At 71.0% G+C, this 25,414-nt stretch carries 21 protein-coding genes; 13 read left to right on the forward strand and 8 right to left on the reverse strand.

Going from position 1 to position 25,414, the window contains the following annotated elements; all coding sequences use genetic code 11:
• The first annotated feature begins 9 nt into the window (after nt 1–9).
• From RCR19_RS12705 to RCR19_RS12730, 6 genes are all read left to right on the forward strand, one after another.
• Entirely contained in the window at nt 10–735 is a 726-nt protein-coding gene (locus tag RCR19_RS12705) for a TetR/AcrR family transcriptional regulator (RefSeq protein ID WP_115976257.1), read from the forward strand.
• 61 nt (nt 736–796) lie between these two features.
• The gene (locus RCR19_RS12710; RefSeq protein WP_331265248.1) at nt 797–1,111 is read left to right on the forward strand and encodes a hypothetical protein; all 315 of its coding nucleotides are present in this window, start codon (nt 797–799) and stop codon (nt 1,109–1,111) included.
• 102 nt (nt 1,112–1,213) lie between these two features.
• Nucleotides 1,214–1,924, forward strand: a complete 711-nt coding sequence (locus RCR19_RS12715; protein ID WP_331265249.1) for a hypothetical protein — start codon at nt 1,214–1,216, stop codon at nt 1,922–1,924.
• Between the two features lie 327 nt (nt 1,925–2,251).
• Entirely contained in the window at nt 2,252–3,145 is an 894-nt protein-coding gene (locus tag RCR19_RS12720; protein ID WP_331265250.1) for a hypothetical protein, read from the forward strand.
• Nucleotides 3,146–3,298: 153 nt separating this feature from the next.
• Nucleotides 3,299–3,997: a DUF305 domain-containing protein gene (locus RCR19_RS12725; RefSeq protein WP_331265251.1), complete on the forward strand. Its 699-nt coding sequence runs from the start codon at nt 3,299–3,301 to the stop codon at nt 3,995–3,997.
• A 302-nt stretch (nt 3,998–4,299) separates the two neighbouring features.
• On the forward strand, nt 4,300–5,130 hold the full coding sequence (locus RCR19_RS12730) for a DUF4396 domain-containing protein (RefSeq protein ID WP_331265252.1): 831 nt from the start codon (nt 4,300–4,302) through the stop codon (nt 5,128–5,130).
• Nucleotides 5,131–5,455: 325 nt separating this feature from the next.
• On the opposite strand, the gene RCR19_RS12735 is transcribed toward RCR19_RS12730, so the two are convergent.
• Genes RCR19_RS12735 through RCR19_RS12755 form a run of 5 tightly spaced genes read right to left on the reverse strand, consistent with a single transcriptional unit; the run spans nt 5,456 to nt 11,140 of the window.
• The gene (locus tag RCR19_RS12735) at nt 5,456–6,691 is read right to left on the reverse strand and encodes a styrene monooxygenase/indole monooxygenase family protein (protein WP_059128867.1); all 1,236 of its coding nucleotides are present in this window, start codon (nt 6,689–6,691) and stop codon (nt 5,456–5,458) included.
• 13 nt (nt 6,692–6,704) lie between these two features.
• Nucleotides 6,705–7,352, reverse strand: coding sequence for an ATP/GTP-binding protein (locus tag RCR19_RS12740; RefSeq protein WP_059128866.1), 648 nt, complete (start codon nt 7,350–7,352; stop codon nt 6,705–6,707).
• Nucleotides 7,333–7,737, reverse strand: coding sequence for a DUF742 domain-containing protein (locus tag RCR19_RS12745; protein ID WP_331265253.1), 405 nt, complete (start codon nt 7,735–7,737; stop codon nt 7,333–7,335). The genes RCR19_RS12740 and RCR19_RS12745 overlap by 20 nt, the downstream gene beginning before the upstream one ends.
• Nucleotides 7,734–8,237 (reverse strand): roadblock/LC7 domain-containing protein, encoded by a 504-nt coding sequence (locus RCR19_RS12750; RefSeq protein ID WP_331265254.1) that lies wholly within the window; start codon nt 8,235–8,237, stop codon nt 7,734–7,736. Before RCR19_RS12750 ends, RCR19_RS12745 begins: the two co-directional genes overlap by 4 nt.
• A complete protein-coding gene (locus tag RCR19_RS12755; RefSeq protein WP_331265255.1) occupies nt 8,234–11,140 on the reverse strand; it encodes a nitrate- and nitrite sensing domain-containing protein in 2,907 nt (968 codons plus the stop codon). Before RCR19_RS12755 ends, RCR19_RS12750 begins: the two co-directional genes overlap by 4 nt.
• Before the next feature lie 359 nt (nt 11,141–11,499).
• Between RCR19_RS12755 and RCR19_RS12760 the strand changes: the two genes are divergently transcribed.
• Nucleotides 11,500–12,288: a hypothetical protein gene (locus tag RCR19_RS12760; protein WP_331265256.1), complete on the forward strand. Its 789-nt coding sequence runs from the start codon at nt 11,500–11,502 to the stop codon at nt 12,286–12,288.
• 18 nt (nt 12,289–12,306) lie between these two features.
• Here the strand turns inward: RCR19_RS12760 and RCR19_RS12765 are convergent, their stop codons facing one another.
• Nucleotides 12,307–12,813: a MarR family transcriptional regulator gene (locus tag RCR19_RS12765; protein WP_059128862.1), complete on the reverse strand. Its 507-nt coding sequence runs from the start codon at nt 12,811–12,813 to the stop codon at nt 12,307–12,309.
• A 278-nt stretch (nt 12,814–13,091) separates the two neighbouring features.
• Between RCR19_RS12765 and RCR19_RS12770 the strand changes: the two genes are divergently transcribed.
• The gene (locus tag RCR19_RS12770; RefSeq protein WP_331265257.1) at nt 13,092–13,910 is read left to right on the forward strand and encodes a lysozyme; all 819 of its coding nucleotides are present in this window, start codon (nt 13,092–13,094) and stop codon (nt 13,908–13,910) included.
• A 101-nt stretch (nt 13,911–14,011) separates the two neighbouring features.
• Here RCR19_RS12770 and lon read toward each other — a convergent pair whose 3' ends face one another.
• The gene (gene lon / locus RCR19_RS12775) at nt 14,012–16,429 is read right to left on the reverse strand and encodes an endopeptidase La (RefSeq protein WP_331265258.1); all 2,418 of its coding nucleotides are present in this window, start codon (nt 16,427–16,429) and stop codon (nt 14,012–14,014) included.
• 325 nt (nt 16,430–16,754) lie between these two features.
• Here lon and RCR19_RS12780 point away from each other — a divergent pair, with 325 nt between their 5' ends.
• Nucleotides 16,755–17,549, forward strand: coding sequence for a GNAT family N-acetyltransferase (locus RCR19_RS12780; RefSeq protein WP_331265259.1), 795 nt, complete (start codon nt 16,755–16,757; stop codon nt 17,547–17,549).
• On the opposite strand, the gene RCR19_RS12785 is transcribed toward RCR19_RS12780, so the two are convergent.
• The gene (locus RCR19_RS12785; protein ID WP_331265260.1) at nt 17,522–18,358 is read right to left on the reverse strand and encodes a rhomboid-like protein; all 837 of its coding nucleotides are present in this window, start codon (nt 18,356–18,358) and stop codon (nt 17,522–17,524) included. The genes RCR19_RS12780 and RCR19_RS12785 overlap by 28 nt on opposite strands.
• Before the next feature lie 271 nt (nt 18,359–18,629).
• Between RCR19_RS12785 and RCR19_RS12790 the strand changes: the two genes are divergently transcribed.
• From RCR19_RS12790 to RCR19_RS12805, 4 genes are all read left to right on the forward strand, one after another.
• Nucleotides 18,630–19,313, forward strand: coding sequence for a spermidine synthase (locus tag RCR19_RS12790; protein ID WP_331265261.1), 684 nt, complete (start codon nt 18,630–18,632; stop codon nt 19,311–19,313).
• A gap of 112 nt (nt 19,314–19,425) precedes the next feature.
• Nucleotides 19,426–20,163 (forward strand): response regulator transcription factor, encoded by a 738-nt coding sequence (locus RCR19_RS12795; protein WP_059128858.1) that lies wholly within the window; start codon nt 19,426–19,428, stop codon nt 20,161–20,163.
• Nucleotides 20,160–21,266 (forward strand): HAMP domain-containing sensor histidine kinase, encoded by a 1,107-nt coding sequence (locus RCR19_RS12800; RefSeq protein WP_331265262.1) that lies wholly within the window; start codon nt 20,160–20,162, stop codon nt 21,264–21,266. Before RCR19_RS12795 ends, RCR19_RS12800 begins: the two co-directional genes overlap by 4 nt.
• A gap of 282 nt (nt 21,267–21,548) precedes the next feature.
• Entirely contained in the window at nt 21,549–25,346 is a 3,798-nt protein-coding gene (locus RCR19_RS12805; protein ID WP_331265263.1) for a multifunctional oxoglutarate decarboxylase/oxoglutarate dehydrogenase thiamine pyrophosphate-binding subunit/dihydrolipoyllysine-residue succinyltransferase subunit, read from the forward strand.
• Nucleotides 25,347–25,414: the final 68 nt, after the last annotated feature.

A 25,414-nucleotide genomic window follows, 5' to 3' on the forward strand; every position in this document is an offset into this window, starting at 1 on the left:
CTGCCCCACATGACCTCCGAGGCCCCCACCCGCGCGTACCGTCGGCTCAGCGTAGAGGAGCGGCGGAGCCAGCTGCTCGGCGCCGCGCTGTCCCTGTTCGCGCAGCGCGCGCCCGAAGAGGTCTCGCTGGACGACGTGGCCGAGGCGGCCGGGGTCTCGCGCCCGCTCGTGTACCGCTACTTCCCCGGCGGCAAGCAGCAGCTGTACGAGGCCGCGCTGCGCTCCGCGGCCGAGGAGCTGGAGCAGTGCTTCGCCGAGCCCCCGGAGGGACCGCTGACCCGGCGCCTCGGCCGCGCCCTCGACCGCTACCTCGCCTTCGTCGACCAGCACGACGCCGGGTTCAGCGCGCTGCTCCAGGGCGGCAGCGTGGTCGAGACGTCCCGCACCACGGCCATCGTCGACGGGGTACGGCGCGCTGCAGCCGAGCACATCCTCAGCCATCTCGACGTGGAGGAGCCCGGGAGACGGCTGCGGATGACCGTGCGGACGTGGATCACCGCCGTGGAGGCCGCCTCCCTGATCTGGCTCGACGAGGACAAGCAGCCTCCGGTGGACGAACTGCGGGACTGGCTCGTGGAGCAGTTCGTGGCATGCCTGGTGGCCGGCGCCGGGCGCGATCCGCAGACCGCCGCCGTGGTACGCGGCGCACTGGCCCTGGAGAGTGCCGACGGACCGATCGGCGCCCTGCTCAGACGCGTCCTCTCCGTGGTCGGCGATGCGGGCCATCTGCTGTGACACGGCCTCCCGCGCCGGGACCGGCACCTGCGCCGGCCCGCCCGAAGAGGACACTGGTGTCGTGAAGAGCCAAGACACCCCGTTCGTGGGCGGACCCCTGGACGGGCGCGTGCTGCCGGTCCTCCTCGGCCCGACGGGCCACCCGCCGAAGTGGTACCGCGTCCCGGTCCCGGACGCGGCCGGCGGCCCGCCGACCGTGCTCGTCTACCGGCGCGTGGAAGCGGGCCGGAGCAGCAGACTCGGCCTCCACCAGGGCTGGAAGTACGAGTACCGGCCCGAGGGCCGAAGCCGGGAGGGCCTTCGGTGGCCGTGGTCGAAGCCGCGCCGGACGCCAGGCGCCACGCCGGGCGGTGGCCCGGACACCGCCGACGAGTGACCTCCCTGCGCCGAACCGACCACCCGGCGGGCGCCCGGGTTGCGGGCGCCCGATCCTGCCGGTGCGAGGTGGAAGGACCATCCCCGCACCGGAGGTGATGAGATGTCAGAAAGGTTGCTGCGCCTGGCGTGTACGGCGGCGGTGACCGTCTCGGCCGTACTCGCGCCCGCTCCCTCGGTGGCCGCTCCCGACGCCGGCACCACTCCGGCGGCGCAGCCGGGCCCCCGCCCGCTCTCCGAGCTGCTGACGGATCTCCAGAAGCACTACCGGGAGACCGAGCAGGCCACCGAGGTCTACAACGACACGACCGAGAAGCTCAAGAAGCAGCAGGACGAGGTCGAGCGGCTGGACGGGGAACTCGCCAGGACCAGACTCGCCCTGCAGACCAGTCGCGGCGAAGTCGGCCGTCTCGCCCGGCAGCAGTACCAGAGCAGCACGCACATCTCCGCGTACGTACGCCTGCTGCTCGCCCGCGATCCGCAGCACGCACTGGACGAGGGCCATGTGATCGGGCAGTTGGCGCGTGAGCGGGCCGAGAGCGTGCAGAGGCTGGTCGGCACCGAGCGGCAGGCCGACGCGCAGGCCCGTCGGGCACGCAAGGCCCTCGACGACCGGCTCACCCTCGCCGACCGGCAGAAGAAGGCGCGGGACGACGTCGAACGGCAGCTGAGGGACGTCGAGAAACTGCTGTCCGCCCTCACCCCCGAAGAACTGGCCGCACTGTCCGCGTTCGAGAGGAGCCAGACCGCCGCGCAGGACACGTTCGTGTCCTCCGGGTCCCTCGGCGCGCCCGGAGTCGCCGCGACGCCGTAGGCGGCCGGTGGGGCGAACCGCCCCACGCACCGCTGAACCGGCCGCGGCCGGAGGATCTGATGGCCTGCTTCCCCGAGGCCACGCGTGTGGCCATGTCCCTGGGCGACGGCAGGGTGGTGCGGGCACCGCGATTCGGCGCCGCGGACGGCTCCGACGCCGGCTGTTTCGCCGTGCCGGCGCCCGCCGCCGGGCAACCCTCCCGGCGCGCGGTGGCAGCGCCGGTGTGCGGCGCCCGTGCACCCCGAACGACACGGCTGATCGGGGCGGCTGGCAGTATGCGGCGGCAGCGGCGCATCCAGGACGCCCTGCCGGCAGGGGGGAGAAGACATGACGACGCACGCCACGGAGCGCCGGCACTACCAACGGCCCGGCTCCGGACCGACTCGGGGGCGCGGCATCGCATCGCGGGTGCTGCTGCTCTCGGTGACCGCGCTCGTCGCCTGTGCCACGGGGGTGGCCGGAACGCTGCTCTTCCAGAGGACCACCGCCCCGGACACCTCCGCCGTCGACGCCCAGGCCGCCGGACTCGCCGAGGACCTGCGCGGGGACCTGAACGGCGGCTTCTACTCGGGGGGCGGTACCTACGGGGGACAGTTCACCGAGGGCACGCTCGTCGCCCGGGTCGAGACACACGGCGGAGCGCTGCTGAGCGCCGGCGCGGCGCAGGGCGGGCCCGGCGGCACCGTCCACACGGCAGAGGTGATGTTGGGACTGTTCCCCCCGAGCTCAGGGACCGTCGCCGCGAACGCCTATCCGGTCCGCTGCTACCGCTACACCTTCGGTGTCGGCACATACAGCGTGAAGCAGTCCGTCACGTCCTGCCCCGCCACGCGGACCGACGGCAGGCCCGGCAGCCTCGCGGCGCAGATGGGCGCACTCCTCACCCGGCAGCCCACCGGCCCCCACGCGTACCGGCAGACGGCGACCTCGGGATATGCACACACCCCGCAGGGCGCCCTGGACTTCCTGAAGGACAAGCACCTGGTCGCGGCCGGGGACGCCGTGACCGTGGTGTCCGGCACGGCCGCCGGCGACGGCGTCTACGTCCTCGCCCTGCGGATCAACGGTGCCTGCCAGTACCTGCGCATGGACTCCACACCCACGTCGGCCCGGCTGATACCCATGTGGACGGCCCCGGCCGTTGAACAGGAACCATGCACGGTGAAGCGGGCCGTCGCCGCCACGGAGCTGTACGGAATCGATCCGGCGAAGGCGGGGTGACCTTCGGGGCAGCGCGCCGGGTTCTCCTGGACCACGTCTGCCCCGAGTGCGGTGGCGCATCAACGTTCGTACACTCGACGTACACGTATGACCACTGATCGTGACATGCGCCGTCGCGATGACGGCCGGCTCTCGCCAGGAGGGACACCAGCCATGAGTTCAGGCTCAGGCATAGGCCGGACCATCACGGCCGCGCTGGCCGCGGCGATCGTCGTCGCGTCGGCCACCACGGCCGCTGCGGCACCTCTGCCCACGTCGACGCCGAGCGCCCCGCCTTCCCCTCAGCCGTCACCGAGTGACGCCCAGGCGATTCTGGGGTCGGCCCAGCGCTACGCCACCGCCTTGCACGGGCTGAACGGCCCGGAATTGGAACAGACGTTCCTCGGTAACATGATCTCGCATCACGCCGCCGCGGTGGCCATGGCCCGGCTCGAACTGGCCCGGGGCACCCATCCCGAGGCCAGGACCATGGCCGGGCAGATCATTGCGGCTCAGAACCGCGAGATCACCGAGATGACCACCTGGCTGCGGCAGTGGTACGGCATGACCCCGGAACAGAGCCAGCAGGCCGCCCCCGCATCGATCCGGGCGCTGACCAACCGGATTCACACCGGTCTGCGATCGATGCAGAGTCGGTTGGCCGCAGTTCCGGCCGGTCCCGGTTTCGACAAGGCGTTTCTGACGGCGATGACCCCGCACCACGAGATGGCCACCGTCATCGCGGATGCCGTGCCCGGGCGAGCCACCCACGCGCAGGTGACCACGCTGGCCCGGCAGATCAGCACCTCCCAGACCGGCGAAGTGCAGAAGATGCGGGACTGGCTGCGCGCCTGGTACGGCACCGGCGGCTGACCCGCACGACCGGGGGTCACGGTGACGGGGGGAACACCGCGGGACGACCAGAGCCGTCCGGCGCCCGGCGGCGGCTACGGAGGGCCCGGATCGGCCTGAGAAGGACTCGGACGTGATCCGCTCCGCCAAGGCCGGCGCCGGTCGGCGTCGCACGGGATGAAGCGCCGCGAACGGCTCGGGAGGTGAGGATGCTTGTCGAGGGCGTCATGCTCCTGTGGTTCATCCAGGTCGTGATCGGTGTGCTCTTCGTCGCCATCGACATCCACACGACGCCGGAGGCCACGGTGATGAAGTAGGGATTCGTGATCATCACCGCGTTCAGCGGGCTGTTCGGGGCGTTGCTGTACGTGCTCAGCTGCCGGGAACCGCTGCCGGGCACCCACGAGCAGTACGTCTCCGCCAAGTGGCGGCAGGTGGTCGGCTCCACGATGCACTGCGTGACCGGCGACGGGATCGGCATCCTCGCCGCGAAGGTCCTCACCTCGGGGGCCGGCCTGCCGATGTGGGCCGACGTCCTGTGCGACTACGGCCTCGGATTCCTGTTCGGCTGGACCGTGTTCCAGGCCCTCTTCATGAAAGGCATGTTCGGCTCGTACCGCACGTCCTTGTCCAAGACCTTCATCGCGGAGCTGCTGTCCATGAACGCCGTCATGGGCGGGATGACCGCGGTCATGGTTCCGTGGCTGACACACGACATGGCCGCCACGCACCCGACCGGTCCACGGTTCTGGTTCGTGATGTCCATCGCCCTGTGCACGGGGTTCCTCGTGGCGCTGCCGATGAACTGGTGGCTGGTCGACCACGGTCTCAAACACGGCATGATGACGGTCCGGAGCGACACCGGCCCGGTCCCCCAGGTCGCGGCACTCGCCCTCGCCGGCGCCGCGCTCTGCGGCAACCAGCAACACCCGCCCGCGCCCGCTCGACGAACTCCGAAGCCCGGCCGCGGTGCGAACGGCCCGGCGGAACGGGCCCCGTACGACGCGGCCACGGCGCCGCCCACCGGCCGTGCGCACCACATGGAGCCGCGGGTCGGCCGTGGCCGGCTCGCCGTGATGACCGTGGTCAGTTTTGCGATCTTCGGTGCGGGCTTCGTCATCGCGGGTCTGTTCGGAGATCTGACAATGCAGTAGTGACCGCCGGTGCTCCGGGTGCGGCGGATCCAGGCCTCGCCCGTCGGGACGCCTCGCAGGCTGAGCGCGACGGCAGAGACCGCAGAGACCGCAGAGACCGCAGAGACCGCAGAGACCGCAGAGACCGCAGCCGACGGGAAGCACGCCAAGGCCAGGGGGACAAGCCGAGCAGACCTCGGCGGTCTCCGCGCCCGTTCGCATCGCGGAACCGACACCGGTGGAACGCCGACGGCCCCGGCAGACAGAGCCGGGGCCGTCTCCGGGCCGTCCGACGGCGACCGGCAGTGAACAACGACCCGCGGTCGAGCCACAGGTCACAAGCCCGTCAGGCTCCTGCGACCGAGGCCAGGTACGCCCCCGTCTTCTCCGGGTCGTAGAAGAAGTTCTCGAAGTCGGCCGGGTTGTTGAAGCCGTTCGCGAAGCGGTCGGCGACCGGCGGCAGGGTGCCCGCGGCACCGATCAGGTTGAGGACGTGCTCCGGCGGCACGCCGAGCATCGCGTTGGTCCACTTGGTCACGTGCTGGGCCGTGTCCCAGTAGCGGTCGAAGGTCTGCTGCATCCAGGACTCGTCGAACTCCTTGTCCCCGTGCTCGAGGATGGAGGCGAGGTAGGCGGCGGCGCACTTGGACGCCGAGTTGGAGCCCTGGCCCGTGATGGGGTCGTTCGCCACGACGACGTCGGCCACACCCAGGACCAGTCCGCCGCCGGGCAGCCGGCCGATCGGGTTGCGCACGGTGGGCGCGTAACGGCCCGAGAGCGTGCCGTTCGCGTCGGTCAGCTCCACCTTGGTGGCCCGCGCGTACTCCCACGGCGTGAAGCGTTCCATCAGCTCCAGGGTCAGGGACAGGTGCTCCGACGGGTCCTTGACGCCGTTGAAGACGTCCAGCGGGCCTCCGGGGATGCCCTCCCAGAACAGGATGTCCGCACGGCCGGAGTTGGTCAGGGTCGGCATCACGAAGAGCTCGCCGACGCCCGGCACGAGGTTGCAGCGGACCGCGTCGTAGTCCGGGTGCTCCGGACGGGGGCCGAGACCGTGCACATACGCGACCGCGAGGGCCCGCTGCGGCTCGCTGTACGGCGAGCGGGAGGCGTCACGGCCGAACATCGACACCAGCTCGCCCTTGCCGGCCGACACCAGCACCAGGTCGTAGGTGCGCGAGAAGTAGTCGAGGTCGGAGACCGCTGCACCGTGGATGACCAGCTGACCGCCGCGCTGCGCGAAAATCTCCATCCAGCCGGCCATCTTCACACGCTGGTCGACGGACTGGGCGTACCCGTCGAGCCTGCCGACCCAGTCGATCACGCGCTGCGACTCCGGCCCGGCCACGGACACGCCGAGCCCCTCGATCTTCGGGGCCTGGTTCTCCCAGAAGTTCAGCTGGAGATCGCGCTCGTGCTGCAGAGCCGTGTGGAACATGCACTGCGTCGACATGACCCGGCCGGAGCGGATCTCGTCCGCGGTCCGGTTGGACATCAGGGTGACCTCGTACCCGTGCGACTGGAGGCCGAGGGCGAGCTGGAGTCCGGACTGGCCGGCTCCGACGACGAGTATCTTCCGCATGCGGGTGGTGCTCCTATCGAGGCTGCTCGGGGGTGACGTCGAGCGCGTGGCCGACGAGGGCCAGGAGGGTCTCGATCACCGAGATCCGGCGGCGCGCGTCCATGATCATGACAGGTATGCGTGCGGGGATCGTCAGCGCCTCACGGACGTCCTCCGGCTCGAACCGCTCGCTGCCGTCGAAATGGTTGACCGCCACCATGTAGGGCAGGCCGCTGCTCTCGAAGTAGTCCAGAGCCGGGAAGCAGTCGGCGAGCCGCCGGGTGTCCGCCAGGACCACCGCGCCGATCGCACCGCGCACCAGGTCGTCCCACATGAACCAGAACCGCTGCTGGCCCGGCGTGCCGAAGAGGTAGAGCACCAGGTCGTCGTCGAGCGTGATGCGGCCGAAGTCCATCGCCACCGTGGTGGTGAGCTTCTCGGGCGTGTCGGTGAGGTCGTCGGTCTCCTCACTCGCCTCGGTCATCAGCGCCTCCGTCTGCAGAGGTGTGATCTCCGAGACGGTGCTCACCAGGGTGGTCTTGCCGACGCCGAAGCCGCCGGCCACCACGATCTTCGTGGCGATCGGAGCGCGGGTGCGGTCCGTCTGCCAGGCCTGCAGTTGCTCCTCGTCGTCGAGGAGCGGGGAGACGCCCGGGGAGGCGTCAGAGACGACGGAGTCCACTCAGCACCCTTTCCAGCAGAGCGCGGTCAGGCTGTCCGGGGCCGTGACCGGTTCCGTACACACGGATCTTTCCCTGGTCCGCGAGATCGCTGAGGAGCACGCGGACCACCCCCAGCGGCATCTTCAGCAGCGCCGCGATCTCCGCCACCGTACGCATGCGGCGGCAGAGTTCGACGATGGCCCGCATCTCGGGCATCACCCGGGTGGCCAGTGAACCATTGGTCAGTTCACGCCGTTCCTCCGGGGCGTCCAACGCGGCGACGAAGGTCTCGACGAGCAGGACGTGCCCGAAACGGGTGCGTCCGCCGGTCAGCGAATAGGGCCGCACCCGGGCCGGTTTGCGGTCGCCGCCGCGCACGGGAAGCTTCTTCGGTGTGCTGCTCATCGGGCGCTCCCTGCCGAGTCGGCCTCGAAGGACTTGCGCAGCTCGCTGCGGAGTTCGGGGGTGAGGACGTGTCCGGCACGGCCCACGAAGAGCGCCATGTGGTAGGCCACCACGCTCATGTCGCAGTCCGCGGAGCCGTGCACGCCGAGCAGCGAACCGTCGCTGATGGACATGACGAACAGGCTTCCCTCGTCCATCGCGACCATCGTGTGTTTGACGCCGCCGAAGTCCATCAGCTTCGCGGCGCCGATGGTGAGGCTGCCGACGCCCGACACGACGGTGGCGAGGTCGGCCGAGGACCCCTTGGGGCCGCTGGGCCTGCCCTCCCGGGCCGTACGGGCCTGCTCGTTCCGGCCGGGGTCGGAGGAGAGCAGGAGCAGTCCGTCGGAGGAGACCACCGCGACCGACAGCAGCCCCGGCACCTCCTCGACGAGGTTCGTCAGCAGCCAGTGCAGGTTGCGTGCCTCACTGCTCAGTCCGAACGTACTGGGCGCGGTCAACTGCTTGCCTCCTCGACGGTGCCCCCCGATGCTTCTACGTCCTGTGCCGTGCCGGGTTCAGCCGTGTGCGTGGGCCGTTGCACCGGTTCCCTCGTCTCGCCGGTCCTCTCGGACGCCTCCGCCTCGCTGTGGCGGTAGCCCTCCTTGGCGCCGCGGTGGAAACCGCCGAGCCTGCGGCGCAGGGCCTCGGCGTCCACACCGCCGGCCCGCTGCCGCGCGGCCGGGGCGGGCGCGGAGATCTTCGGGGTGCGCTTGGGAAGGCCCTTGGCCGTGACCCGCGGCGCCTCGGTTTCGTCCTGCGGCTCCTGCGGTGCCGGAGCGTGCCGGGGCTCGCCCTCGTCGGCGGCGCGGGCATGGGCGTCGGGCCCTATGGCGTACGGGTCGGCCGAGGTCTGGGCCGGGATGCCGGCGGTGGTGCCGGATGCCGGTTCGTCCCCCCGGGGCGAGGGGAGCAGCAGCTCCATCGTGGTCTCCGGGCCGGTCTCCGCGAACGGCTCGGGCGCGCTCGAGGCGGGCTTCCACGCCGGCTCGGCCCCCGGTACGGATCCGGCCTCCTCCGTCGCGTCGCTGCCGCGCCGCGGCAGCGCCTGCCGGTCCCGTGCGGGCTCCGGGGAGAGGGGGCTCTCCTCGCGCTCGCGCACGGCCTGTTCCGCCGCGGCGATCAGCGGGTCCTCGTCCCCTTCGGGAGCCCGGACCGTCATCCGCGCACGGCTGCTGAGGACGTTCGAGTTGGCTTCGGCGTCGGCGCCGGGCAGGGACGTGTTGTGCGCGCCCCCCGTCGCGGGGCCCGCGACGGGCACCGCGGCCGCCGGGGCCGCGGCCAGCAGAGGCTTGGGCAGGACGACGACCGCCGCGACTCCGCCCTGCTTCTGCTCGCGCAGCCGGACGCGGACACCGTGCCGGTGGGCGAGGCGGGCCACCACGTACAGGCCGAGCCCGAGGCCGCCCTCCCCACTCTCCTGGTCATAGGCGTCGTCCGGCTCGAATTCGGCGAGCCGCTCGTTGAGCCGGCCCATCCGCTCGCCGCTCATGCCGATGCCCTCGTCCTGGACGGAGAGCATCACCTCGCCGCTCTCCAGGAGCCAGCCGGAGACCTCGACAGGGACGTCGGGCGGCGAGAACGAGGTGGCGTTCTCCAGGAGTTCGGCGACCAGGTGCGAGAGGTCGTCGGCGGCGAACCCCGCGATGTGCGCGTGCGGGGGGAGCGCGGCGATCCGGACCCGCTCGTAGCGCTCGATCTCGCTGACGGCCGCGCGCACGACGTCCACGAGCGGCACGGGCCCGGCGTGCTGCTGGACGTGCTCGGTGCCGGCCATGACCAGGAGGTTCTCGCTGTGGCGGCGCATCACCGTGGCGAAGTGGTCGAGCTTGAAGAGCGTGGAGAGCCGATCGGGGTCCTGCTCGCGCTCCTCCAGCCCCTCGATGACCGTGAGCTGCCGCTCGACCAGGCCGAGGGTGCGCAGGGCGAGATTGACGAAGGTGCCGTGGATGCTGTGCCGGACCTGCTCGAGGTGCGCGGAGGCCTCGGTGAGCTCGGTGCGCAGCTTGGAGCGTTCGTCGGCCATGCTCTGCCGCTGGCCGACCAGGTGCTTGCGGTCGGACTCCAGGGTGGTCAGACGCTCCTGGAGGGCGACGGCGTGCGCGTGCAGGGCGTTGACCGAGCGGACGACCTGGGCGAACTCGTCGTTGCGCCCGGTGAACTTCACCGGCTCCTCGGCGGCCGGGTCCGCGGCCACCCTGGCCGAGCCGATGCGCAGGACCGCCAGCGGCCGGGTGAGGCTGCGGGCCATGGCCGTGGCGATACCGACGGCGACGAGCATGAGCGCGCCGAGCAGCGCGATACGGATCTCCAGCACGGTGACGGCGTCGTCGCGCAGCTGGGCGAGGTCCTTGCTGCGGTTCTCGTACAGCGAGGACTCGACGCCGCGCATCAGGTCGACGCGGGCGGACAGGGCCGCCTCGACCTTCTTGGCGCTGAAGCCGAGATCGCCGTCGGAGAGGGTGGGCTGGTCTGTGAGCGCCTTGAGGTACTTCTCGGCGGAGGTGACCTCGGGACCGGTGACCGTGGAGTCGTAGGAGTTCCGGGCCTTCTCGGACCCGTTGTCGTGGAAGTCGGCGACGCCGGCGTCGGAGCGGACGGCGGCCTGCTGGGCGGCGGCCGTGAGGGCGTCCCGCTGCTTGGTGTCGGCGTCCGAGGAACTCGTCGTGGTGGTCGGCAGACCCGTGATCGGGTCGATGACCGTCTGGGTCGTGCGCGGGATGTTCAGGGCCGCGACCAGCAGGCCCCGTGCCGCGGCGGACTGCTGCACGGCGCTGTCGAGCTGGGCGAGTGCGTAGGCGCCGGAGCCCCCGTGGGACGACGTCTTCTCGGCCAGCTGTTCGGCGAGGGCGTGCAGCTCCGTGATGGCCGCGGAGTACGCCTGGTGCGCGTCGAAGGCGCTGCTCTTCCCGACGAGCGCCGACCGCCGCACGACGCCCACGTCGTCGAGGTCCTTGCGGAGCGCCACCGGAATGTCCGGGTCGGCCCGCAGATCCTCGATCTCCCGGTCGACCCGGGTGCTCTGCTGTTCATCGGGCGCCCCGGACTTGGGCCGTCCGGCGGCCACCCACACGGTGACCCCGTCGCGCTCGTCGGCCAGCGAATGGGCCAGCGTGAGGGCGTCCTGCGTCTGCTCGGCGAGCGTCACCAGATTCTGGGCGTCGTTGAGCCGGCCGGACGCGCCGATGACGCTGGGCGCCCCGGCCGTCGCGATGGCGGCGGCCACCACGGCAACCGCGACGATGAGCCGATTGCGCACATGGGCGGGACGGCCGCTGCCCGTGGAGTCGGACGAAGTGTCCCGTTCGGGGGTCGTCTGCCTGCCTGTGCGCCGAGGCCGCTTCTTCTGCACCGGTGCTCGCATTCCTGACTCGTTTACCCATGGGCTCGGGTGACGGCCCGTCAGCTGGGGCGTCGACCCGGTACGACGGCTTCCGACCCTCCCAGTGCCGGTGGACAGAGGTCCTGCTTCGCCTGACCCGCCACCCGAAGGAGTGAACATCGGCGACGAGTTGGCGGGCAAGTTCCTCGCGCCTGCGCGGAGGGCCTTTCCGGCAGGCCGGTTGGACGTCGGCGGCTCACTTTGGCAATATTCGCCACCACGCTTCACCGGAGCCGATCATTCCATGCCAAACCAGGCGCCTGACCTGGTCGGTCGCACCGATTCGGCAACCGTTGCCAGCCTCCTGTGGACCTTGTGAAGGGCTCGTGCAGACTGGCCGAATGCGTACCGACCTCATTTCCGAGCCCGGCGATCCGGCCCGCTCCAACGAGGACTTCGCCGCACTCGCGCTACCGGCGTCCGGTCAGGGCGGTGCACTGGTCGTTCTCGACGGGGTCACCCCTCCACAGGGCGACGACGGCTGTCTCCATTCCGTCCCCTGGTTCTGCTCACGACTCGGCGGCGCACTGACCGAACTGTCCGTTTCCCGCCGGGATCTGACGCTGACCGAGATCCTTTCGCACGCGATCCTGCGCACCGCCGACTCCCACGCGGCCACCTGTGACCTTTCTCACCCGCGCACCCCTCAGGCAACCGTGGTCCTCGCCCGCTGGTCCGCGTCGGCGGTGGAGTATCTGGTCCTCTCCGACTCGGCACTTCTGGCCGGGACGACCGACGGCACGGTCATCGCCCTGCTGGACGACCGACTGGCCCGGGTCCCGCGCGGCAGTCTGGCGACGGAGGCGATCGCGGACGCCACGGTCCGCAACAAGGAGGGGGGCTTCTTCACCGCGGCGGCGGACCCGTCGGTGGCGGCCCGCGCGGTCACCGGCGAACTGCCGCGCACGGCGGTGCGCACCCTCACGGCCCTCACCGACGGCGCGACCCGCTGGACGGAGAAGTTCCGCCGGGGCGACTGGACCGATCTGCTGGCGCTGGTGCGCGAGGAGGGGGCGGCGGCACTCGTGGAACGGGTACGGGCGCTGGAGGCCGGCGATCGCGAGGAGCGGGCGTATCTGGGCCGCAGCAAGACGCACGACGACGCGACGGTGGTGCACGTGGAGCTGTGAGGGACGCCGCCCCGCGGTCTACTTCTCCATGCTCCGGTTCAACTGGTTGAGCAGACGGGCCAGTTCCGCTACCTCGCGCCGATCCCAGTGGGACAGCTCCCGCACGTACCGCGCACGGCGGGCGTCGCGCACGTTGCCGACACGGCTGCGTCCCTCCTCGGTGAGATGGACCAGCCACGCCCGGCCGTCCGCCGGGTCCGGCTCACGCGCGACCAGGCCCAGTTCCTCCAGGGCCCGCAACTGACGGGACATGGTGGCCTTGCCCACGCCGATATAGGCCGCGAGCTCCGTAGCGCGCTGCCGGCCGTACTCGTCCAGACGGACCAGGAGGCCGTACGCCGCGGGCTCGAGGTCAGGGTGCACCTCGCGGGCCATCTCGCCCTGGTTGGCCCGGGCCCGTCGCAGGAACACCGTGAGTTCGCGCTCCAGGGAGAGGAACTCCCGGTCCGCGCCGGTGTGGTCCACACCGCTTCCCGACGCACCGGGTTCGACCGGACGTCCCTCGCCGTTTCCGCGCTCGTGCACGTCAGCTCCCCTGCCCCGGTTTCCCGTTCCTGAAAGTTTCTGCCAAACGTCGCCATTGCCGCAGCTCCGTCAGTATTTCGCAGGCGTAGACCAACGGCGTCCTCCGCCCCCCTTCCCAGCCGGGTGCCCGCATGCGTAGCTTCCCTACCAGATCCTTCCTGGCATGCCCACGCCACCGCCGACGGGCCGACGACGCCCCGCGGCCCCGCACTCCCCGGCACAGGGCATGCCCGAGCGCATCCCCCACCGAGCTCCACCGAGCCCTTCGGAGGCACGTCATGCTCGTGCACAGATCCGGATCGGTCCGACGCCCGCGCCGCCTGTTCGCGGCCGGGCTCCTGCTCGCCGCGTTCTCCCTGATGTTCACCCAGCCGGCCGAGGCCGGCACACCCGCCCGTGGCACCGCGCACATGGGTATGGGCGTCCTGGCGCACGACGGCGGGGGCAGTGTCTCCCGCAGCGCCGCCGCCGCCCAGACCGAAGGCGTGGACGTCTCGGGCTACCAGGGCAATGTCGCCTGGTCGACGCTGTGGAGCAGCGGCGTCCGCTGGGCCTATACGAAGGCGACGGAAGGGACGTACTACACGAACCCCTACTTCGCCCAGCAGTACAACGGTTCGTACGGCGTCGGCATGATCCGCGGCGCCTACCACTTCGCCACCCCGGACACCACGAGCGGCGCCACCCAGGCCAACTACTTCGTCGACCACGGCGGCGGCTGGTCACGGGACGGCAGGACGCTGCCGGGCACGCTCGACATCGAGTGGAACCCGTACGGCGACGCCTGCTATGGCAAGTCGGCGAGCGCGATGGTCAGCTGGATCGCCGACTTCCTGAACACCTACAAGGCGCGCACCGGCCGGGACGCCGTCATCTACACGGCCACCAGCTGGTGGACGCAGTGCACCGGCAACTACGGCGGCTTCGCCGCCGCCAGCCCCCTGTGGATCGCGCGTTACGCCTCCGCCCCGGGCACGCTCCCGGCCGGCTGGGGCTACTACACGATGTGGCAGTACACCTCGTCCGGCCCGACGGTCGGGGACCACGACAAGTTCAACGGGGCCCTGGACCGGGTGCAGGCGCTCGCCAACGGCTGAGTCCCCCACCACGGCACGGCGAAGGCCCGGACTCCCGCACGGGACCCGGGCCTTCGCGTCGTCCGGTGGCGTCCGTCACGCCGCCACCGGAGTCCGCGGCGTCACGCCGCCACCGGCACCTCCGGCGCCGCGCCGTTGGTGGCCGGCGCGAGCGCCAGCTCCAGCACCTGGCGGACGTCGGTGACGGCATGGACGTCCAGCTTCTCCAGCACCTCGGCCGGGACGTCGTCCAGGTCGGGCTCGTTGCGCTTGGGGATGACGACGGTGCTCACCCCGGCCCGGTGCGCGGCGAGCAGCTTCTGCTTCACCCCGCCGATGGGCAGCACACGGCCGGTCAGCGAGACCTCGCCGGTCATCGCCACGTCCGTACGCACCAGGCGGCCGGACAGCAGGGAGGCCAGTGCGGTCGTCATCGTGACGCCCGCGCTCGGGCCGTCCTTGGGGATCGCGCCCGCCGGGAAGTGGATGTGCACACCCCGGTCCTTCAGATCGCCGACCGGCAGTTCCAGTTCGGCGCCGTGGGAGCGCAGGAAGCTCAGCGCGATCTGCGCCGACTCCTTCATCACGTCGCCGAGCTGACCGGTCAGGGTCAGGCCGGCCGCGCCCGTCTCCGGGTCGGCGAGCGACGCCTCCACGTACAGGACGTCTCCGCCGGCGCCGGTGACCGCGAGTCCGGTCGCCACACCGGGGACGGCCGTCCGCCGCTCGGCCGGGTCCTGGGCGGACTCGGGCACGTGGTGCGGACGCCCGATCAGGGCGCGCAGGTCCTCGTCCCGGACGGTGAGCGGAAGTTCCGTCTCGTCCAGTTCGTGCTGGGCCGCGACCTTGCGCAGCAGACGGGCGATCGAGCGCTCCAGGTTCCGGACGCCCGCCTCCCTGGTGTACTCGCCTGCCAGCTTGCGCAGGGCGCCCTCGTCGAGCGTCACCTCGTCCTTGTGCAGACCCGCCCGCTCCAGCTGGCGCGGGAGCAGGTGGTCGCGGGCGATGACGACCTTCTCGTCCTCGGTGTAGCCGTCCAGGCGGACCAGCTCCATACGGTCGAGCAGGGCCTCCGGGATGGCTTCGAGGACATTCGCCGTGGCGAGGAACACCACGTCGGAGAGGTCGAGTTCGACCTCGAGGTAGTGGTCGCGGAAGGTGTGGTTCTGCGCCGGGTCCAGGACCTCGAGCAGGGCGGCGGCCGGGTCGCCCCGGAAGTCCGAGCCCACCTTGTCGATCTCGTCGAGCAGGACGACCGGGTTCATCGAACCGGCCTCCTTGACGGCGCGCACGATGCGGCCCGGCAGGGCGCCCACGTAGGTGCGCCGGTGACCGCGGATCTCCGCCTCGTCGCGCACGCCGCCGAGCGCGACCCGAACGAACTTGCGCCCCATGGCGTGCGCCACCGACTCACCGAGGCTCGTCTTGCCCACACCGGGCGGACCGACGAGGGCGAGAACGGCACCTCCGCGCCGTCCGCCGACGACTCCCAGACCCCGGTCGGCGCGCCGCTTGCGCACCGCCAGGTACTCGGTGATGCGCTCCTTCACGTCCTCCAGGCCCGCGTGCTCGGCGTCCAGGACGGCCTTGGCGCCGCGGATGTCGTACTCGTCCTCGGTGCGCTCGTTCCACGGCAGTTCGAGCACGGTGTCCAGCCAGGTCCGGATCCACGACCCCTCGGGCGACTGGTCGCTCGACCGCTCCAGCTTGTCGACCTCCTTCAGAGCGGCCTCACGGACCTTCTCCGGCAGGTCGGCGGCCTCGACACGGGCCCGGTAGTCGTCGGTCTCCTCGCCTTCCCCGGCCTCGCCGTTGAGCTCGCGCAGCTCCTTGCGCACGGCCTCCAGCTGGCGGCGCAGCAGGAACTCGCGCTGCTGCTTGTCGACGCCCTCCTGGACGTCCTTGGCGATGGACTCCGCGACATCCTGTTCGGCGAGGTGGTCGCGCAGTTGCTGTACGGCGAGCTTCAGCCGGGCGACCGGGTCGACGGTCTCCAGCAGCTCCACCTTCTGTTCGACGGTCAGGAAGGGCGAGTAGCCCGAGTTGTCGGCGAGCGCGGAGACGTCGTCGATCGCCTCGACACGGTCCACGACCTGCCAGGCGCCACGCTTCTTCAGCCAGGTCGTGGCGAGAGCCTTGTATTCCTTGATCAGTTCGGTCGCGTGTCCCGGCAGCGGGTCGGGCGCGTTCTCGTCGATCCGCGTCCCCTCGACCCACAGCGCCCCGCCCGGGCCGGTGGTCCCGGCGCCGATCCTCACACGGCCGCGGCCGCGGATCAGTGCGCCCGGGTCACCGTCGGCCAGCCGGCCGACCTGCTCGACGGTGCCGAGCACACCGGTGTTCGCGTACGTCCCGTCGATGCGCGGCACCAGCAGGACCCTGGGCTTCCCGGGCTCGGACCGGGCAGCGGCCTGCGCGGCCTCCACGGCCGCGCGTACCTCGGAATCGCTCAGGTCCAGCGGAACCACCATCCCGGGCAGCACGACCTCACCGTCGAGCGGCAACACGGGCAGGGTGAGCGGTGTGGACGTCGAAGCCATGATCTCCCCTTCGGCAGTCAAGTTGAGCTATGCGGACTCAATGCTCGAGAGGATTCGATTGTTCCCCCGGAGGCGTTCGCTGTGAGCGATCGCGTCCGCCGACTCCGTGAACGGCACGTCAAAGGGGTTGCGGCGCACCGGCCGCGGCCCGGGCGTTCGCCCTCCGCGGGCGGCGCCCCTCCGCTGCAACGCCCGGGGGACGGCGGGGCTTCCCCGCCCTCGGGGCCTCACACACGACCGTCGCCGGGCCGCCCGGTCGTCCGCGGACGTTCGCCAGACGGAAAGCAGTTGCCCCGGCACCCTCGGCCCGCCTTACGGTCTCCCCGTGACAGACACGGAGATGCTGCTCGCCGCGTACGACGACCAGATGCGCGGCGTCCCGCCCACCCCTGCGGTGGGTGTCGTCCACGAGCACGACGGACCACTGCTGCGGATCGTCGGTCAGCATCGGGGCCTGGTCAGCGGGCCGCGCGACCTCGGGGTGCGCGGGGCGGAGCTGGACCGGCTGATCGCCCGGCAACGCGACTACTTCGCCGGACGCGGCGAGGCGCTGGAGTGGAAGACGCGCGGGCACGACACCCCGGCCGACCTCGTCGACCGGCTGTGCGCCGCTGGGTTCGTGCCCGAGGACCGGGAGACGGTGCTCATCGGACGCACCGAGGAGATGGCCGCGCGGCAGCCCGCTCTCCCACGGGGCGTCGCACTGCGGCGGGTCACGGCCGACGCGGACATGCGGCGCATCGCCGCGATGGAGTCGGCCGTCTGGGGCGAGGACCGGAGCTGGCTCACGGACGATCTGATCGGGCGGGTCGCGGCCGCCCCCGACGAGATCGCGATCCATGTGGCGGAGGCGGACGGGGAGGTCGTCTCGGCGGCCTGGCTCGTCTTCCGCGGCGGAACGGAGTTCGCCGGTCTGTGGGGCGGCTCGACGCTGGCCGACTGGCGGGGCAGGGGCATCTACCGAGCCCTCGTCGCGGTCCGCGCCCGACTCGCGGCGGACCGGGGCGTGCGCTACCTCCATGTGGACGCCTCCGACGACAGCGCCCCCATCCTGCTCCGCCTGGGCTTCCGTGCGGTGACCACCACGACGCCCTATGTGTGGACGCCGCCCGGATCCTGACGGCGCACGGCGGGGGCGGCGACCGCGCCCACCCGGCCGCCGCCTCGGAGGGACCGGTCCCGGGCCCTTCGGCGTACGGCCGGCCGGATCGCGATGCCGACGGCCAGCGCCAGCAGATGGCCCCAGTCGCTCAGCGGGTCCGCGAACGCGGCCAGATCGTGGAGCACCACCGCGCCGGACACGACGAGCACCGTCCACCGCGGCCACGGCCCGAGCAGTCCCGTCAGCGCGCCGAGGCTCGCGGCGACACCGAAGCTGATGCCGTAGTCGAGCCGGTGCAGGGAGCTGTCGGGCAGGCCGCCCGCGAGCACTGTCAGACCGACCGGGATCTCCGTCGCGAGCGTGGCGAGCACATGGCCGAGCAGAAAGACGGCCGCCGTGCACATTCCGCCGGTGCGCCGCTCCAGCGCCGTCAGCACCAGGAGGAAGACGAGCGCGTACGACGAGGTCAGCCCGCCCGCGATCCACAGCGCGCTGGCCATCAGCACCGGCACCGGCGCCCGCACCAGATGGGCGACGTCGGTGCTGGAGTGCTGATAAAGGGAGTGGACCAGCGACGGGTCGGCGTACTCGGCGAACAGCGACGTCCCCAGCAGGACGGCGGCGTATCCGAAGGTGAAGGGCGTGCCCGTCGGCGTCGGCAGGAGCAGCAGGGGGCGCGGGCCCGCCGTGGGATCGGCACTCGGCGCCGGCCAGGTCACGGCGCCGCGCGGCCGCGCCGTGCGCTGGCGCGGCATGCCCTCCCGAAGCGGCGCACCCGTCCCCGGAGCCGTGACCGGGACGTCAGCCGGCGAGACCGTGGGTTCCAAGGTGCGCACTCCTTCCGTCGCACACCACCCTTGGCGCCCCCCGGGCCACTGTCCATGACCGACGCCGCACGCGACGCGATTCTCAGCGAGTTCCCAGGCGATTCGCGCATTCGGGGCGAACACGCAAACGGGCGTTCGACCGCGGCCGAGCCGCGTCCGGCGCCCCCGCGGCGTCGCGGCGTCGCGGCGACCGGCCCGTCCACCCTCTTCCGGCGTGCCGCTCCCCGAAAACCCGTCGTCCGCGCCGCCGCGGGTCACCAGAATGTGGCTCATGCATTCGTACGACACCCACGACACCCCGGAAGTCCTGGACCGGCGCGAGGGCCCCCACGGCGAGGTCGTGCTGCGGCGCCACGGCGAACTGCTGCAGATCATCGCCAACGGCTGCTTCCTCATGGACACCTCCGACGGGCGCTCGGAACGGCTGCTCGTCGACGCCGCGTACGGCGCGCTGGACGGCCGCCCGGGGCCGAGTGTGCTGATCGGCGGGCTCGGCGTCGGCTTCTCGCTCGCACACGCCGCGGCGGACCCGCGCTGGGGAGCGATCACCGTCGTCGAACGGGAGCGCGCCGTCATCGACTGGCATCTCGACGGCCCGCTGTCCGTGCTGACCGAGAAGGCGCTCGCCGATCCGCGGACCCGCATCGTCGAGGCCGACCTGCTTGCTTACGTCGATGAGACATCGGACACGTACGACGCCCTGTGCCTCGACATCGACAACGGCCCGGACTGGACGGTCACCGAGGACAATCACGGCCTGTACTCGGCCGCGGGACTGGCAGGCTGCACACGGCTGTTGAGGCCCGGCGGGGTGCTGGCGGTATGGTCGGCGCAACCCTCTCCGGAATTTGAAGGATCCCTCTGGAATGCCGGGTTCCAGCGGGTGCGTACCGAAGAGGTCCGGGTTGCCCGGGGCGTTCCCGACGTCGTGCATATCGCTGTCAGACCTGGATAGCCGACCGGCGGTAACTCCCCGTACGCTGCATCCCTGACGCGGATCATTCAAGCGTCAAACGCAGTCATGGGATCCCCCCACGGATTCCGGAAAGCAACCCCAGGGGCGGGCGATGGAGCAGACACACACCTCGCACAACGGCACGACGGCGAACCCGGGCGCTCAGCGCCGGGTTCTGGTGGTCGAGGACGACCCTACGATCGTCGACGCCATCGCCGCCCGCTTGCGCGCCGAGGGATTCCTCGTGCAAACCGCCGGCGACGGCCCGGCGGCGGTCGACACGGCCGAGGCATGGCAGCCCGACCTGCTGATCCTCGACATCATGCTGCCGGGCTTCGACGGCCTGGAGGTATGCCGTCGGGTGCAGGCGCAGCGCCCGGTGCCGGTCCTGATGCTCACCGCGCGCGACGACGAGACGGACATGCTGGTCGGGCTCGGCGTCGGCGCCGACGACTACATGACCAAGCCGTTCTCGATGCGTGAGCTGGCGGCGCGCGTGCACGTCCTGCTGCGCAGGGTCGAGCGGGCCGCGCTGGCGGCCACCACACCGCGCAGCGGCATACTGCGCCTCGGCGAACTGGAGATCGACCACGCTCAGCGGCGGGTCCGGGTCCGCAGCGAGGACGTCCACCTCACGCCCACCGAGTTCGACCTGCTCGTGTGCCTGGCGAACACGCCGCGCGCCGTGCTCTCGCGCGAGCAGCTGCTCGCCGAGGTGTGGGACTGGGCCGACGCGTCCGGCACCCGCACCGTGGACAGCCACATCAAGGCCCTGCGCCGGAAGATCGGCGCGGAGCGCATCCGTACCGTCCACGGTGTCGGCTACGCGCTGGAGACCCCCACGCCATGAGCGGCGGGCCGGCGTCACGAAGAGGCCCCGGGGAGCCTTGGGGCGGTGTACGTCCGTTCTCGGTCAAGACCAAGCTGGGCGCGCTGGTCGTGATCTCGGTACTGATCACCACGGGTCTGTTGATGATCGCGGTGCGCACCGAGACCGAGCTGCGTTTCATCACGGTGTTCTCGATGATCGCCACACTGCTGATCACCCAGTTCGTGGCCCATTCGCTCACCGCTCCGCTGGACGAGATGAACACCGTGGCCCGGTCCATCTCGCACGGGGACTACACCCGCCGGGTGCGCGACACCCGCCGGGACGAGCTGGGCGACCTGGCTCACACGATCAACCTGATGGCCGACGAGCTGGAGGCCCAGGACCGTCAGCGCAAGGAGCTCGTGGCGAATGTCTCGCACGAGCTGCGCACGCCCATCGCGGGTCTGCGCGCGGTCCTGGAGAACATCGTGGACGGCATATCGGCCGCCGATCCGGAGACGATGCGCACGGCGCTGAGGCAGACGGAGCGGCTGGGGCGCCTGGTGGAGACGCTGCTGGACCTCTCCCGTCTGGACAACGGCGTGGTCCCGCTGAAGAAGCGCCGCTTCGAGGTCTGGCCGTATCTGTCCGGCGTCCTCAAGGAGGCCCAGATGGTGTCCTCCGCGCGCGCGGGCATCGGCTCGGGCTCCGGCAGCCACACGAGGACGGACGTCCATCTGCACCTGGACGTCTCCCCGCCGGAGCTGACCGCGCACGCCGACCCGGAGCGCATCCACCAGGTCGTCGCCAACCTGATCGACAACGCGGTCAAGCACAGCCCGCCGCACGGCCGGGTCACGGTGAAGGCCCGGCGCGGACCGCAGCCGGAGTCGCTCGAGCTCGAGGTCCTGGACGAAGGGCCCGGCATACCCCGGTCGGAGTGGCACCGGGTCTTCGAGCGCTTCAACCGGGGTGCGGTGAGCCGGCCGCACGGGCCGGGCAGCGACGGCGGCACGGGGTTGGGCCTCGCCATCGCGCGCTGGGCGGTGGATCTGCACGGCGGCCGGATCGGCGTGGCCGAATCCTCTCGGGGCTGCCGGATCCAGATCACCCTTCCGGGAGAGACCTCTTCCCCAAGTTGACGTAAAGTTCGAGGCGGAGCCCCAAGATCCATGTCCGTCTCCATTGATGGACACGTGTGATCAGGCACAGGCCCGCGCATACCCCGCGCCGGGTCGGGGTCGTCGCACCCGCGTCTAACCGGAACCCCGCTTGTTTCCCGCCAATTGCAGCGCCGAAACACGCTATCCGATGTGACTTACGCGACGATGAACCGGCTCGACCTGACCTTCACGGCCGGGGAGGCGTAGCCTTTATTCCCGCTGTCCAATCACCATGTGAAGCGGAAGAGGGCGGTTGCCGCCGTGTCGCCACAGTCCCCCAGTAACTCGAGCATCTCGACCGACGACCAAGCCGGGAAGAACCCCGCTGCTGCGTTCGGTCCCAACGAGTGGCTCGTCGACGAGATCTATCAGCAGTACCTCCAGGACCCGAATTCGGTAGACCGTGCCTGGTGGGACTTCTTCGCCGACTACAAGCCGGGGGCGGCCGCCTCCACGGCTACGGCGGGTACCGCGGCCGCGGGGGCCGCGGGCACCACCACGGCCACCCAGGCCGCGCCTGCCGCCCCGGCTGCCGCGCCCGCTGCGCCGCAGGCCCCGGCCGCTCCGGCCGCCGCGCCCGCGCAGCCGGCCGTCGCGCCTGCCCCGGCGAAGCCGGCGGCTCCCGCCGCCGCGAAGCCCGCCGCGTCGCCCGTCAAGCCGAAGAAGGACGAGCCGGTGGCGCAGGCGCCCGAGGGCCCCGAGCTGGTGACCCTGCGCGGCCCCTCCGCCGCCGTCGCGAAGAACATGAACGCCTCGCTGGAGATGCCCACGGCCACGTCCGTGCGCGCGGTCCCGGTGAAGCTGCTCTTCGACAACCGCATCGTCATCAACAACCACCTCAAGCGCGCCCGGGGCGGGAAGATCTCCTTCACGCACCTGATCGGCTACGCGATGGTCCAGGCCATCAAGGCCATGCCGGCGATGAACTGGTCCTTCGCGGAGAAGGACGGCAAGCCGACCCTCGTCAAGCCGGAGCACGTCAACCTCGGCCTCGCCATCGACCTGGTCAAGCCGAACGGCGACCGCCAGCTCGTCGTCGCGGCGATCAAGAAGGCCGAGACGCTGAACTTCTTCGAGTTCTGGCAGGCCTACGAGGACATCGTCCGCCGCGCCCGCGACGGCAAGCTGACGATGGAGGACTTCTCCGGCGTCACGGTCTCGCTCACCAACCCCGGCGGCCTCGGCACGGTCCACTCCGTGCCGCGCCTGATGCCCGGCCAGTCGGTGATCATGGGTGTCGGCTCCATGGACTACCCGGCGGAGTTCCAGGGCACCTCCCAGGACACCCTGAACAAGCTCGGCGTCTCCAAGGTCATGACGCTCACGTCGACTTACGACCACCGGGTGATCCAGGGCGCCGCCTCCGGCGAGTTCCTGCGCGTCGTCGCGAACCTGCTGCTCGGCGAGAACGGCTTCTTCGACGAGATCTTCGAGGCCCTGCGCATCCCCTACGAGCCGGTCCGCTGGCTCAAGGACATCGACGCCTCGCACGACGACGACGTCACCAAGGCCGCCCGCGTCTTCGAGCTGATCCACTCCTACCGGGTCCGCGGCCACGTCATGGCCGACACCGACCCGCTGGAGTACCGCCAGCGCAAGCACCCCGACCTGGACATCGTCGAGCACGGCCTCACCCTGTGGGACCTGGAGCGCGAGTTCGCGGTCGGCGGCTTCGCCGGCAAGTCGATGATGAAGCTGCGCGACATCCTCGGCGTGCTGCGCGACTCGTACTGCCGCACCACCGGCATCGAGTACATGCACATCCAGGACCCCAAGCAGCGCAAGTGGATCCAGGACCGTGTGGAGCGCCCGCACACCAAGCCGGAGCGCGAGGAGCAGCTGCGCATCCTGCGCCGCCTGAACGCGGCCGAGGCCTTCGAGACCTTCCTGCAGACCAAGTACGTCGGCCAGAAGCGCTTCTCCCTGGAGGGCGGCGAATCGGTCATCCCGCTGCTCGACGCGGTGATCGACAGCGCCGCCGAGTCCCGTCTGGACGAGGTCGTCATCGGCATGGCCCACCGCGGCCGCCTGAACGTCCTCGCGAACATCGTCGGCAAGTCCTACGCCCAGATCTTCCGCGAGTTCGAGGGCAACCTCGACCCGAAGTCGATGCACGGCTCCGGCGACGTGAAGTACCACCTGGGCGCCCACGGCACCTTCACCGGCCTGGACGGCGAGCAGATCAAGGTCTCCCTCGCCGCCAACCCGTCCCACCTGGAGACGGTCGACCCGGTCATCGAGGGCATCACCCGGGCCAAGCAGGACATCATCAACAAGGGCGGCACGGACTTCACGGTCCTGCCGGTGGCCATCCACGGCGACGCGGCCTTCGCGGGCCAGGGCGTGGTTGCCGAGACCCTGAACATGTCGCAGCTGCGCGGCTACCGCACCGGCGGCACGGTCCACATCGTCATCAACAACCAGGTCGGCTTCACCGCGGCCCCCGAGTCCTCGCGCTCCTCCATGTACGCGACGGACGTGGCCCGCATGATCGAGGCCCCGATCTTCCACGTGAACGGCGACGACCCGGAGGCGGTCGTGCGTGTCGCGCGTCTGGCCTTCGAGTTCCGCCAGGCGTTCAACAAGGACGTGGTGATCGACCTCATCTGCTACCGCCGTCGCGGGCACAACGAGTCGGACAACCCGGCGTTCACCCAGCCGCTGATGTACGACCTGATCGACAAGAAGCGCTCGGTGCGCAAGCTGTACACCGAGTCGCTGATCGGCCGGGGCGACATCACGCTGGAAGAGGCCGAGCAGGCGCTGCAGGACTACCAGGGCCAGCTCGAGAAGGTCTTCACCGAGGTCCGCGAGGCCACCTCGCAGCCGGCCGCGGCCCCGTCGCAGGAGCCGCAGGACGGCTTCCCGGTGCAGGTCGACACGGCCGTGTCCGCCGAGGTCGTCAAGCGCATCGCCGAGTCCCAGGTCAACATCCCCGACCACTTCACCGTCCACCCGCGTCTGCTGCCGCAGCTGCAGCGCCGGGCGGCCATGGTCGAGGACGGCACGATCGACTGGGGCATGGGCGAGACCCTGGCCATCGGATCGCTGCTCCTCGAGGGCACGCCGGTCCGCCTCTCCGGCCAGGACTCCCGCCGCGGCACCTTCGGCCAGCGCCACGCGGTGCTGATCGACCGCGCGACGGGCGAGGACTACACCCCGCTGCAGTACCTGTCGGAGGACCAGGCACGCTACAACGTCTACGACTCCCTCCTGTCCGAGTACGCGGTCATGGGCTTCGAGTACGGCTACTCGCTCGCCCGCCCGAACGCGCTCGTGATGTGGGAGGCGCAGTTCGGCGACTTCGTCAACGGCGCCCAGAGCGTCGTCGACGAGTACATCACGGCCGCGGAGCAGAAGTGGGGCCAGACGTCGGGCGTCACGCTCCTGCTCCCCCACGGCTACGAGGGCCAGGGACCGGACCACTCCTCGGCCCGCCCGGAGCGGTTCCTGCAGCTCTGCGCCCAGAACAACATGACGGTCGCGATGCCGACCCTGCCGTCGAACTACTTCCACCTCCTGCGGTGGCAGGTGCACAACCCGCACCACAAGCCGCTGGTGGTCTTCACCCCGAAGTCGATGCTGCGCCTCAAGGCCGCCGCGTCGAAGGCGGAGGAGTTCACGTCGGGGCACTTCCGTCCCGTCATCGGCGACAGCTCGGTCGACCCGGCCGCGGTCCGCAAGGTCGTCTTCACCTCGGGCAAGGTCTACTACGACCTCGAGGCGGAGCGTCAGAAGCGCGGTGTGACGGACACGGCGATCATCCGCCTCGAGCGCCTGTACCCGCTGCCGGGTGCCGAGCTCCAGGCCGAGATCAAGAAGTACCCGAACACCGAGAAGTACCTGTGGGTCCAGGAGGAGCCGGCGAACCAGGGCGCCTGGCCGTTCATCGCCCTGAACCTCATCGACCACCTCGACCTGGCGGTCGGCGCGGACATCCCCGCCGGCGAGCGCCTGCGCCGCATCTCGCGCCCGCACAGCTCGTCCCCCGCCGTGGGCTCGGCCAAGCGCCACCAGGCCGAGCAGGAGCAGCTGGTACGCGAGGTCTTCGAGGCGTGAGCCACTGAGCACGCCTCGGCCTGACGACAGGGCCCGGCCCCGGGATCACTCCCCGGGACCGGGCCCTT

It is taken from the genome of Streptomyces sp. WAC07094 (assembly GCF_036320405.1).
GTDB classification, from domain to species: Bacteria; Actinomycetota; Actinomycetes; order Streptomycetales; family Streptomycetaceae; genus Streptomyces; species Streptomyces lannensis.

Bases quoted from the DNA above. Each gene is read 5' to 3' on its own strand.
- RCR19_RS12705 (WP_115976257.1), top strand. From the start codon at position 10: ATGACCTCCGAGGCCCCCACCCGCGCGTACCGTCGGCTCAGCGTAGAG.
- RCR19_RS12720 (WP_331265250.1), top strand. From the start codon at position 2,252: ATGACGACGCACGCCACGGAGCGCCGGCACTACCAACGGCCCGGCTCC.
- RCR19_RS12800 (WP_331265262.1), top strand. From the start codon at position 20,160: ATGAGCGGCGGGCCGGCGTCACGAAGAGGCCCCGGGGAGCCTTGGGGC.
- RCR19_RS12755 (WP_331265255.1), bottom strand. From the start codon at position 11,140: ATGCGAGCACCGGTGCAGAAGAAGCGGCCTCGGCGCACAGGCAGGCAG.
- RCR19_RS12790 (WP_331265261.1), top strand. From the start codon at position 18,630: ATGCATTCGTACGACACCCACGACACCCCGGAAGTCCTGGACCGGCGC.
- RCR19_RS12745 (WP_331265253.1), bottom strand. From the start codon at position 7,737: ATGAGCAGCACACCGAAGAAGCTTCCCGTGCGCGGCGGCGACCGCAAA.
- RCR19_RS12770 (WP_331265257.1), top strand. From the start codon at position 13,092: ATGCTCGTGCACAGATCCGGATCGGTCCGACGCCCGCGCCGCCTGTTC.
- RCR19_RS12715 (WP_331265249.1), top strand. From the start codon at position 1,214: ATGTCAGAAAGGTTGCTGCGCCTGGCGTGTACGGCGGCGGTGACCGTC.
- RCR19_RS12795 (WP_059128858.1), top strand. From the start codon at position 19,426: ATGGAGCAGACACACACCTCGCACAACGGCACGACGGCGAACCCGGGC.
- RCR19_RS12760 (WP_331265256.1), top strand. From the start codon at position 11,500: ATGCGTACCGACCTCATTTCCGAGCCCGGCGATCCGGCCCGCTCCAAC.
- RCR19_RS12735 (WP_059128867.1), bottom strand. From the start codon at position 6,691: ATGCGGAAGATACTCGTCGTCGGAGCCGGCCAGTCCGGACTCCAGCTC.
- RCR19_RS12725 (WP_331265251.1), top strand. From the start codon at position 3,299: ATGAGTTCAGGCTCAGGCATAGGCCGGACCATCACGGCCGCGCTGGCC.
- lon (WP_331265258.1), bottom strand. From the start codon at position 16,429: ATGGCTTCGACGTCCACACCGCTCACCCTGCCCGTGTTGCCGCTCGAC.